At 39.9% G+C, this 11661-nt stretch carries 7 protein-coding genes; 2 read left to right on the forward strand and 5 right to left on the reverse strand.

Features of this window, described 5'->3' with window-relative positions; genetic code table 11:
* Positions 1–39: 39 nt before the first annotated feature.
* The 5 genes from ACFE90_RS01160 to ACFE90_RS01180 all read right to left on the reverse strand — a co-directional run bounded on the left by ACFE90_RS01160 (position 40) and on the right by ACFE90_RS01180 (position 5496).
* The gene (locus tag ACFE90_RS01160) at positions 40–507 is read right to left on the reverse strand and encodes a DUF2141 domain-containing protein (protein WP_375496975.1); all 468 of its coding nucleotides are present in this window, start codon (positions 505–507) and stop codon (positions 40–42) included.
* A 78-nt stretch (positions 508–585) separates the two neighbouring features.
* Positions 586–1569 (reverse strand): glycosyltransferase family 2 protein, encoded by a 984-nt coding sequence (locus ACFE90_RS01165; protein ID WP_375496977.1) that lies wholly within the window; start codon positions 1567–1569, stop codon positions 586–588.
* Between the two features lie 237 nt (positions 1570–1806).
* Positions 1807–2811 carry an NAD-dependent epimerase/dehydratase family protein gene (locus ACFE90_RS01170; RefSeq protein WP_375496979.1) on the reverse strand — a complete coding sequence of 335 codons (1005 nt, stop codon included), beginning with the start codon at positions 2809–2811 and terminating at the stop codon, positions 1807–1809.
* Between the two features lie 208 nt (positions 2812–3019).
* Positions 3020–4198: an ABC transporter permease DevC gene (devC, locus tag ACFE90_RS01175; protein WP_375496981.1), complete on the reverse strand. Its 1179-nt coding sequence runs from the start codon at positions 4196–4198 to the stop codon at positions 3020–3022.
* Positions 4199–4287: 89 nt separating this feature from the next.
* Entirely contained in the window at positions 4288–5496 is a 1209-nt protein-coding gene (locus ACFE90_RS01180; protein ID WP_375496983.1) for an ABC exporter membrane fusion protein, read from the reverse strand.
* Between the two features lie 1596 nt (positions 5497–7092).
* Between ACFE90_RS01180 and ACFE90_RS01185 the strand changes: the two genes are divergently transcribed.
* Together ACFE90_RS01185 and ACFE90_RS01190 are read left to right on the forward strand one after the other, a co-directional pair.
* Entirely contained in the window at positions 7093–7371 is a 279-nt protein-coding gene (locus ACFE90_RS01185; protein WP_375496985.1) for a hypothetical protein, read from the forward strand.
* Positions 7372–7573: 202 nt separating this feature from the next.
* The coding region (locus ACFE90_RS01190; protein ID WP_375496987.1) for a beta-ketoacyl synthase N-terminal-like domain-containing protein at positions 7574–11661 on the forward strand (4088 nt) is incomplete at its 3' end.

The raw sequence follows: 11661 nt of genomic DNA on the forward strand, positions 1-11661 counted from the left end.
GCCCCCTGCTCCCCTGCTTCTTCCCCACTCCCCACTCCTTTACGAATCCAGCGAATATTTCATGATGATGTTGACTGTTGTATTTTTGTTTACAACAAAACTGGCATCACGAAACTTTGGCGAACCTGTTTGTATAGACACAGTTGGATTTTTGGAAATCCCAAAACCTTCTTTGGGAATACCGAAAAAGTCTTTATTGAGTTTGCGATCGCCATTTTGATCGTCAACTACAGCGACAGCATAAGTTCCAGGCTTCAAACCGGTAAATTGTTTTTTTACAGAATTGCCAGTAATCCTAGCGCAGCCACTTTGAGATCCACTAGAATTATTCATCGGAAATCCTTGTTCACTTGCGTAAACTCTGAAGCAAATCTCACCTTTTTGGTGATGTACTCCATTTACCACAACATTAAGTGTTGCAGTTGGCTCTGCATTCACTGTTTTAGCAAAGCTGAAGCTCACTAAAGTAGCAAGCAAAACATGACAAAATTGAGATAGTTTAAACATAGTTTTGTGGGCAATAATCGGTGATTCGGGGGTTTAAAAAAGCTGTTTTTGCCAGCTTATTTTTATGAAGTGATTCCTTCAAAGTCTGACTGGCTGTTTTTTAATTGATGCTGCTTGCCAACCTTTCCAAAGTTTTTGCACCACCATTAGCAAATCTTTCAACAGAAGATATTCTGTCCCTTTTAACTGCTGATGTAAACTTCTATGACAACACAGCCGCTCATCCAAACTCAAGGGACTACGCCATATAGAGAGTATATATTCCCAGAGTATTCTCCAATGTGGCAATAAAATTTGTCCTTTCTTTGCTGAATCAAACCACACTGCATAGGCATAAAAATCAGGCAGCATACTCAATGAGTGTTTTTTTCTGTTGTTAGTAAACAACAAATAATTAGGGAAATACATACTCATTGATTGTTGCGGATGGCTTCTGGCAAAAAATAGGTATTCAGGAATTTCATAAAACCTACCGAGAATACCAAGTCTTAACAATAGAATTCCATCTGCATTACCATAACCACCCATAGGCGGTATCATTCTCAGGGCACTGGCGCGAATTACACCGTAACATTGATAACATAAATGTTTGGTCAGCAATTCGTGGAAACGCTTGTGTGGTTTTAGTGCATCTGCCTTGAGTTTGATATCGTAGTTTTGAAGAAAACTCCCCTCTTCATCAATGAAATATGTCTGGGAGTGACACAAGATTATAGTAGGATCTTGGTCAAGCACCTCAACACACTTCTTGATAAAATCTGGAGCATGTAGATCATCATAGGCTGCCCATTTAAAGTACTCACCCGAAGACAATTTAAAAACTCGATTGAAGTTACGGGCGCAACCGATATTCTTGTCATTGCGGTAGTAACAGATACGTTGGTCTTGCTCGGCATAAGCTCTACAGATTTCCTCAGTTTTATCTGTAGATGCATTATCTGAAATAATTAGCTCAAAATCTTCAAAGGTCTGAGCCAAGAGTGAATCTATGGCTTCTTTGATAAATTTTTCACCATTATATACAGGTAATCCGATGCTCAATCGTGGCTGATTCCTACTCATAGAAAATAAGGATTCCCAAAAATTGTGGATTATTTGATGCTTAATTGCAGATAATTGTTAGGCAGATGCAACGTAATAATCCAAAAGTCAGAAGTCAGAATTTAGTAGGTTGGGTTGAGGAACGTAGGAAGATACCGCAGGGTAACCCAAGATTAATTATTAAGGCTTTATTGGGTTTCACTTACGCTCAACCCAACCTACTTTTCTAATTCTTCTATTCTCCCTACTCCCAAAACACTATTTCATCAAGCTTTGAATATCTGTTTTTTGCAGCCATTCATGTGTTCGCTGCATTCCTGATTCTAGGTCAATTGTTGGTTTATAATTTAACAGGCTTTCTGCTTTGGCAATCGAACAAGCATAGGGACGAGTCATAAAATCTATAGACTCTGGTAGAATATCAACTTTTTTACGGAAAAGTTTTTGTCCTTGAACCCGTAGCTTTAGAAACAACTTGATTTCATCTTTCGGTAATGAAAGCGGTGCTGATAAACCTTCGATTGCTGCTAAACGCATAAAATACTCTTTCCACGAAGTTTCTTGTCCGTCGGTGATATTAAATATTTCACCATAGGTTTCTTTTTCTATCGCAAGAAAGATAGCATCAATCAAGTTATCTATATATACATGATTGATTACTCCTTTACCTTCGTTGGCATAGGCAAATAATTTTTGACGCATCATCAGAATTGGCCTGACTATCCAAGGAATACTTCCTGGCCCGTAAACATCTCCGGCTCGAATAATGATGATGCCAAAATCTGAAAGATTATTGAGTTCTAAGAGTGCTTTTTCAGCTTCTATTTTCGTTTGACAGTATGGATTATTTTCGCCAGAGAGTGGCCCGGATTCTGTAATACTATTAGGATAGTTGAAACCGTAAACCATCACGCTGGATAGATGCACAAATGTTTTGACACCAGCCTGTTTAGCGGCTTTAGCTATGTTGACTGTACCGCCAACATTCACATCACGAAAATGGTTAATTGCGCCAGCTTCTTCGGCAATTTGCTCTGTATGTAAAACGATATCTACTCCCTGGCAAGATTTTTGAGCAATAGCAGAATCGGTGACACTACCAATAATTACTTCAACACCTAAATTCTGTAATTGTTTGTTATGTTCTGTAGAACTTTGCAATCCACGAACATTCATTCCTTGCGCTATAGCTAACTCAGCTGTACGCAAACCGACAAGTTCATCTATCCCAGTAATTAGCAGGGTTTTGTTTTTGAGGTTCATAAATTTGGGTTTATTGTTAAATAGGTGAATTTGATTTGTTAGAGAAAAGATTTAAAATTTATACCGAATTGGAATTTTGGTAACAACTTTTAATCTAAAATCTCAAATGCGTACAAAGAAAAATTTTTCTAGGTAGAGTCTGCACCAATGCTTAGTTATGAGCCTATATCAAGCCAAAATAATTTAATTATTTTGCTGCGAGGAATAGCTAAAAAATATCTCCTGGATCTGCGGAGCGGAGTTTGTTGATAGCAAGCGCTCCTGATGCTATACACATTAAAACTGTTGAAGTTAAGACAAGGAGTGCATTATTAATGGTCATCAATATTGGTAATTTAGTTGCTTTTGCTGCAAAACTATATACCAATATAGAACTAAGAAATCCTGGAATATAACCTAAAATTGCCAAAATTAAAGCTTGCTGAAATACCACATTTAATAAATATTTATTGGCATAACCTATAGCTTTTAAAGTGGCGTAAGCAACGAACTGTGTAGCAATATTGCTGTAAAGGATTTGATAAACAATTACCACACCAACAACCGCAGCCATTGTCAACATCAAGTTAAGTATAAAACCAATAGGTGTTCTGACAGCCCAATATCTTTTCTCAAAATCAATAAAGCCTTGGCGTGTAAAAACTTGGACATCATTAGGCAAACTTGCTTGCAAATTTTTTAGTACTGTTTCTGCATTAGTACCTGGTTTGAGGGAAATCAAACCGATATCTATCATATCTGCCGGACGACTATTGGGATTTATCCTCAGAAAAGTTGAGTCACTAACAATCAAGTTTCCGTCTACCCCAAAGGAAGGCCCTAAGCTGAATAAGCCACCAATTCTGACTCTATAGCCAATTAATGAATTGAAAGGAAATATTTCAATTGTCTGTGCAGTATCTCCCGCATCAAATTTTGTAGCTATTGGACCAAACTCTGGGCGAGAACTCCGGTCAAAAAGCATCACATCGGGAATTTTAAGTTTATCTAAATTTTTCTCAACTTCTGGGATGTTCATCACAGGTCTACCGGGATCGAAACCAATAACATATATTGAATATTTCTCACTAGTTGCCGGATTTTTCAGTTTGGCAAATTGCAAATACATGGGGCTAACTGACTCTACGCCATCAAACCCCAGAGATTGGTACAAACGAGTCCGCGAAAAACTTTGATTTGAGGTCAAAGATTTATATTGAGAACTAACTAAAAATAAATCTCCTTTGAGATTCTGATGCACTGCGGTTGCACTTGAATAGAGGGCATCTTGAAAACCAAGTTGCACAAACATTAGCAGCACAATAAAACCAATCCCAGCTACAGCTACTAGTAAACGAACTTTTTGCTGTGCTAGCTGTAGCCATCCTAAAGGAATTTTGAAATTCATGGATTTATTTGTTATTTGTCATTTGTCATTTGTCATTTGTCATTTGTGAATGGCTAATAACTAATGCCCCATGCCCAATGATCAATTGACTAAATATGAATGGCTACATCTACCTGTAAGTTGGTGAAACGAGCAACCTTTTGACTATCTGCGGGACTATCGATGGAGATTTTTACTTCAATTATTCTGCGGTCTGTATCTGAGCCAGGGTTTAGGCTGAAGATGTTTTGCTTGTCAACTTGCCAACCAATCTCTTTTACAGTTCCTTTTATTGTTCCAGCAAATGCAGTGCTGGTAATTGTGGCTTTTTGTCCTACACGCACTTTTTGAACATCGGTTTGATACACCTCTGCAATCACATACATTTGAGATGTCTTACCTATCTCAGCAAATCCTCTGCTGCTGCTGATTACTTCTCCGGTTTTGGCGTGAATTTTCAATATTTTGCCATTTATGGGAGATTTGATGTAACTTAAATCCAAGTCGGCTTTTGCTTGTTGAACAGAAGTTGTTGCACTGTTGACTTCGGTTTGTGCGACTTGAACATCTACACTACGCACTTCACTAATACTGGTGAGTTGGGCTTGTGCTTGCTTGCGTTGTTCTTGGAATGTGTCTTGAGTCCGCTTGAGAGTGGCTTGAGCTTCTGTTAACTGCTGTTGTGTAGTCTTTAGTTGCAAAGCTTTGGTATCTGCTACAGAAGCCGCGATCGCACCTTGTCTATATAATTGCTGATAGCGATTATTCTCGGCTTGAGCATTGTCTACTTCAGCCTGAATACGGTCGATTGTCGCCTGTTGTGTAGCAACATCCCCTTTATATTGTGGCTCTAAACCGGCGATCGCTGCCTTTTGAGCTTCGATATCTCCGGTTTTCGCTCCAGATTTAACCTGCGCTAGTTTAGCTTTGGCAACTTGCAGCTGGTCTAAAGCCTGTTGCAATGCGGTTCTAGAACGACCATAGTTTTCTAAATACGCCAGTACTTGCCCTGCTTTAACCGTATCGCCTTCTTTTATCAACAGTCTTTCTACTCGCACCCCGTTATTGGAAGCGGGAGCAGTCAAAGAAGTAACTTCGCCTTCTGGTTCCAAACGTCCCAAGGCTGTCACAGCAAGTTTTGCAGGAGCGACTGCTTTTGGAGGAAACGCTTGTGGTGTCACAACTTTAGGTTTAGACCAAAACGGTACCACACTATAAAAAGCTATTAATCCCGCCGCCAAGGTGAGAGAAGCTGCTAAAATTACTTGCGATCGCCCTACGGGTTTTGTGAATAATCGGCTTTCTTTATTTACTGCCATCTTTTCATTCCAATTCTGTTTTCTAGGGGATAGCCTGGTTATATTTAATCGCTTAGATATAGACTCATCCGCAAATTACCAAGAGGGCTTTTCCTCTAAGGTTTCTACCTTAATAAAGTGGATGGGTCTAAATTGGTTTTATATGAATTGTTGTACGCTTTTGCCGCCCAAACTCACTATTGTGGCGTGAAAATTAATGGTGGTGTTACTTCAAAGCTTCCTAAGTTATATCCTAATTTGACATCTAATCCCGTAGCGTAAAATACAATAGGGCTAACCGGGAAACTTAACTTTCAAGAACAACGAAGCGCTAATAAAAATGATCTCAAAGTTTGGATAAACTTGTTATCAACAATGACACGAAAATTGAATTTTGTCAACAGATTAACTTTGCATAAATCCTGATTCTCTCACTAAAATATTTCATCACAGTCAGATTAGAGACTGAAGAAATTTGCTCATTACTAACCCCTTGTCTGCTAATTGAATACCAAAAGATAGTTCGTTATTAAGCAGATTTGATATTACTAACAGATTATTCTTATTAAGGTTGTGTATTATAAGACATTATTATCAGCTTTGCTCATAGTAATTAAAGGCATAAAGCGATACATTTGGTGCGTTACGTCAACGCATATCTAAAAATACACGAGTCCACTGTGGCGGAAGTTTGTTTACCTTTAACAAGGGATTCGGCCCCTTGAAATTACTAACATACTTATAAATCTTCTGCTTCGTTGCTATCCCGTCTTGGAATAAATTCCAAGACGGGATAGCTAAAGTCCTCTCAAGAGGACTAAATACAAAATTTGAAGCTATGTACATGCCTATCCTTAATCAAAGGGAAAATTTCAGTCCACTTGAGTGGACTTTAACTATGAAAAGCAGAACTTAAGTTCTGGGCAGAATCTCAGTCAGCGCGACACTTTGACTGTTACCTGTGTAGCTATGCTTTATAAACGCCCTTTTAAAGGATGTAATCATAATTATGTTTATCACGCAACATACTAAAAATTAACATTTGCTTTATAAATAACCGCTTTGCGTCTTAACTTGACTTATATTGAAAAATAACCCAAAACTTTGATTCAATTATGATGTTTCTCTGAGAAAACATACTTATGGTTATTCAATTTATCTATGTATTCATGGAATTGTTACTTACTAGACAACAGATTTGCATTGTTAACTTAATTCAGTACAAATTTTTGGCAAACCCGTAGATAGCAAAATATCTTATATATTTATATCGTCATAAATTATACTTGGATGCGGAATTTTATTCAAAATTGACATAAGTAATAGTGGAGGCTTCTTTATAAAATAACTTTAAAGGAATGATTTAGTTTATGTAAAGTGTGTTATTGTTTTTATTAATTCAATGCTTAAAAGCAGTTAAGCAAACTAGTTATTTAATTGGAATTTTAAAATTAAAAATAACTAAACATAACTGCTTATCCATCACTTTCTGATCGTTTATTTACTTTTAAACTTGCATTATCTTGGATTAAAGGTGGTGTCTTTTCTGTAACGAAGTTGTCAACTTTACTGGGTCAAATCCCATAGAATATATTATCCTGGACGTTGAAACTGGCTATGACGTTGATCAAGATACAGAACGTTGTCATTAATAACAGCTATGTTGCTGTGGTTAGGCTAGATAATCAAACGGGTTCAGGCAAAAAAAGCGTTTCTGTTTTCTTAGCTACTCTTCAGTTTTTATTGTTCCAGTGGGATACTATTGCTCAAAATCTCTACTATTACAAATGGATTGAATTCACTGGTCAAGCAGCTATTACACTCCAAGACTATTTTACCAGTTTTAACAACGTCATCGACCTATTGCCACGATATCAAGAGTCTAGCGTTGGATAACATTTTTTCGCGATCGCAGTGTGCCAAAGTCGCTTGGAAACATAAGGCTTTACCCCGGCAGTATGTATCGTGTGGTGTCGATTTCAAGACAAGCATTTAGCAAAAATAAGATAGCTAATTGCTTACAAAACTAGAGTTTTTCATTAACTAGTAGGCAACAGAATTACTGTAGCTACACAATCCACAGTACTAACTATGCCCTATGTCTGCTTATTCGATTGATACTGCCTTAGCAGAGTTAGAGAGCCTTATCAATAATTGTGAGAAGGCTGTGATGAGGTCTATAGAGGAAAAAAACATGAAGTCAGATAAATCAGATAAATCAGTGTCAATCAACAGAATTAACAGACAATTACAACACAATCCTATCGCCATTGTTGGGATGGCTTCTCTATTGCCTCAAGCCAGAAATTTGCGGGAATACTGGCAAAATATAGTAAACAAAATTGACTGTATTACTGATGTTCCTTCTACTCACTGGAGCGTCGAAGATTATTACGATCCGAATCCTAGAACTACTGAAGATAAAACCTACTGCAAAAGAGGCGGGTTTCTTCCAGAGGTAGATTTTAACCCAATGGAATTTGGCATACCACCCAGCATTTTAGAAGTTACAGATGTATCGCAACTATTAAGTTTAGTGGTTGCGAAAGAAGCTATGGAAGATGCAGGTTACGGCGAAAAACGTGAGTTTAACCGCGAGACTGTTGGCGTAATCTTAGGCGTGGCGATGGCCAAGCAATTAGGAATGCCACTTTCTGCAAGATTGGAATATCCGATTTGGGAAAAAGCTCTCAAAAGCAGTGGTTTATCTGATGAAGATACCCAAAAAATTGTTGATAAAATCAAAAGCGCTTACGTGAAATGGGATGAGAACGCTTTCCCTGGAATGTTAGCTAACGTAGTCGCGGGTAGAATTGCCAATCGCCTAAATTTTGGCGGGATGAATTGCGTAGTTGATGCCGCTTGCGCTAGTTCTTTCGGTGCTTTAAAAATGGCAATTAGTGAGCTAGTTGAGCATCGTTCTGACATGATGCTGACTGGTGGTGTTGATACCGACAACACCATCATGGCTTACATCTCGTTCAGCAAAACACCGGCGGTTACTCCTAGTGAAAATGTCAAACCTTTCGATGCTAAATCGGATGGGATGATGCTGGGTGAAGGTATCGGGATGGTTGTCCTCAAACGTTTGGAAGACGCTGAACGCGACAACGATAAAATATATGCCGTAATTAAAGGTATTGGTACTTCCAGCGATGGGCGTTATAAGAGTATTTATGCTCCCCGCAAAGAAGGTCAAGTCAAAGCCTTAGAACGTGCTTATGAAGATGCCGGTTTTTCTCCCGCTACTGTTGGTTTGATGGAAGCACATGGCACCGGCACAATGGCTGGAGATCCGACAGAATTCGGATCTTTAAAAGACTTCTTTGATGTACATGATGAGAAAAAGCAGCACATCGCTTTGGGTAGTGTGAAATCACAAATCGGACACACAAAAGCGGCTGCGGGTGCGGCAAGTTTGATTAAAACTGCTTTGGCTTTACATCACAAAGTATTACCGCCGACAATTAACATCACCGAGCCGAACCCCAAACTCAACATTAAAACTTCATCCTTTTATTTGAATACCGAAACTAGACCTTGGATTCGTGCTGAAGGAGAAGCACCAAGACGCGCAGGTGTGAGTTCCTTTGGCTTTGGCGGAACCAATTATCACGTCGTTTTGGAAGAATATGAAGCCGACCAAAACCAGGCTTACCGCTTACACAGTGATGCTAGTGAAGTGCTGTTGTTTGCTCCTACAGTAGACCAATTGTTGAGCAAATCTGAAGATATTTTAGGTAAGTTGCGATCGCCTGAAGGCAAATCACATTACGCACAATTAGTTAATGAATGCAAATCGCTACAAATTCCCCTCTCTGCTGCCAGATTTGGATTTGTAGCTGAGAATCTGGAAGAAGCTTGCAAGTTATTGCAAACTAGCATTGACTGGCTGAAACATAAAGGTACAGCAGCATCTTGGGAGCATCCCCAAGGGATTTATTACCGTTCCTCTGGTATGCAGTTGGGCGGAAAAGTTGTCTCTCTATTTTCTGGTCAAGGTTCGCAATACCTGGAGATGGGCCGCGAACTGGTGATGAATTTTCCTTTGATGCGCCGTCTTCATGGTTATATGGATAGCCTGTTGCTCAAAGATAATTTGCAGCCGTTGTCAGAAATCGTTTTCCCTCATCCTGTGTTTGGAGAGGCAGAAAAAAATGTCCAAATTGCTGCCTTACAACGCACAGAATACGCTCAACCAGCCATCGGGGTGTTGAGTGCAGGTATGTACAGCATATTGCAACAAGCTGGATTTAAGTCAGATTTTGTTGCCGGTCATAGCTTTGGTGAACTCACAGCGCTATGGGCTGCGGGGGTTTTGAGTACGGAAGATTACTTGTTCTTAGTAAAAGCTAGGGGTCAAGCAATGGCTGCACCCGAAGATCCAGATCATGATGCGGGAAGTATGCTGGCTGTCAAAGAAGACATCAGCAAAGTGGAAGCAGTGCTGAGACATTTTCCCCAAGTTGCGATCGCTAATCAAAATTCTCCGACTCAATTTGTCTTGGCTGGCCCTACCGGAGAAATAGTGAGAGTCAGAGAGGCTTTACACGAGAAAGGATATACAGCTGTATTGTTACCTGTTTCAGCAGCGTTCCATACACCGCTAATTGCCTTTGCTCAAAAATCCTTTGCGATCGCCACCAAGTCTGTCAAATTCCAAAGTCCCAAAATCCCTGTTTACAGCAACGTTACCAGTAAGCAGTATCCCAAAGAACCCCAAGGTATTCAAAAAATTTTGGAAATGCACCTTTCCAATTCAGTGCTGTTTAAACAGGAAATTGAAAATATCTATGCGGCGGGTGGTACTTGCTTTGTGGAATTTGGGCCGAGGAGAATTCTCACCAACTTAGTAAAAGATATTCTTGGCGATCGCCCACACCTGACTGTATCTTTGAACCCCAGCACCCAAAAGAATAGTGATCGCTCTTTGCGGGAAGCAGTTGTGCAGTTGCGGGTAATTGGTATGGCTTTGAATAACCTCGATCCTTACCAACTTCCCCAAACTATACCCCCAATTGAGACGAAGAAGATATTAAGTGTCCGTTTAAACGGCATAAACTACAGATCCGAAAAAACGAAAAATGCCTTCGCTCTAGCTTTGCAGGATGGGCATAAAGTCACATTACCCACCCCCGAATATTCTGATGCGGCTCCTTTGTTTAGCAGCCCAGGTGTGACTCCAACTCTCGCTGCGATTGAGACTAACGGACATAAAAAACTTACCCCAGCAATGAGTAGTGTGACTTCTAATATCACCCAAACAGAGCAACAAATGAATCCTGTTACCCTGTCACAACCAGCCCAGGAATCTAAGATGCAACCAACACCAGAAAAACTTACAAATTACGAACAACTTTTAGCAAGTTTAGAGTATCTCCTGACACAGTTCCAGGAAAATCAAGCCGAGAATTTACAAGTTCACGGTACTTATCTCAACCATCAAATGGAATACGCCAAAGCGTTTTTCCAACTGATGCAGCAGCAGAATTCCTTGTTGAGTGAAAGTAAATCAACAGCCGAAACTGCCAAAATGAAGCTAGTTGTCATGGAAAGCTTAGAGCGCAGCATGATGCAGTTTCATTCCCAACAAGGTGAAACCCTACGCATCCATGAGCAATATCTCCAAGAGCAGTTGGAATATACCAAAAACTTTTTCCAACTCATACAGCAAGAATATTCTCAAATCATCTCTGGTGATGGAGCAACCCAACTAACAGAGAAACTAAACAATTTCATCCCATTCACAACAGAAACAACTGTTAGTGATGCACCAGTACCTGCTACTACCAAGATAGTAGAAAGCCAGCCTTTGCCTGTAACTGAGCCTGTAGCTAAAAACGGCTCAACAGTTAGCCAAGAACCTCTGCCGCCTTCTGTAGAGCCTGTAGTTGAAACTCCTGTATCCCCAGAGACGCGATCAATCGCATCTCTACTTCCCACACCGCATTTCGCCACTGTCGAGACAGTAGAGCCATCTGTCCCAGTAGTAGAACCCCAAGCTGAGGTTGTAGTCAAAATTAGCTCACCTCCAGTCAGCGAAGTTGTTGCATTCACCCCAGAGCCAGCACCCACAACTGCTGCACCTGTATCTGGCGCAACCATCGATATTGTTGACTTGGATAAAAACCTCTTAGCCATCACCAGCGACAAGACCGGCTACCCAGTCGAAATGCTGGAAATGGA

The sequence above is a fragment of the uncultured Nostoc sp. genome (genome assembly GCF_964245445.1).
In the GTDB taxonomy this organism is placed as follows: Bacteria; Cyanobacteriota; Cyanobacteriia; order Cyanobacteriales; family Nostocaceae; genus Nostoc.

Bases quoted from the DNA above. Each gene is read 5' to 3' on its own strand.
- ACFE90_RS01160 (WP_375496975.1), bottom strand. From the start codon at position 507: ATGTTTAAACTATCTCAATTTTGTCATGTTTTGCTTGCTACTTTAGTG.
- ACFE90_RS01165 (WP_375496977.1), bottom strand. From the start codon at position 1,569: ATGAGTAGGAATCAGCCACGATTGAGCATCGGATTACCTGTATATAAT.
- ACFE90_RS01170 (WP_375496979.1), bottom strand. From the start codon at position 2,811: ATGAACCTCAAAAACAAAACCCTGCTAATTACTGGGATAGATGAACTT.
- devC (WP_375496981.1), bottom strand. From the start codon at position 4,198: ATGAATTTCAAAATTCCTTTAGGATGGCTACAGCTAGCACAGCAAAAA.
- ACFE90_RS01180 (WP_375496983.1), bottom strand. From the start codon at position 5,496: ATGGCAGTAAATAAAGAAAGCCGATTATTCACAAAACCCGTAGGGCGA.
- ACFE90_RS01185 (WP_375496985.1), top strand. From the start codon at position 7,093: ATGACGTTGATCAAGATACAGAACGTTGTCATTAATAACAGCTATGTT.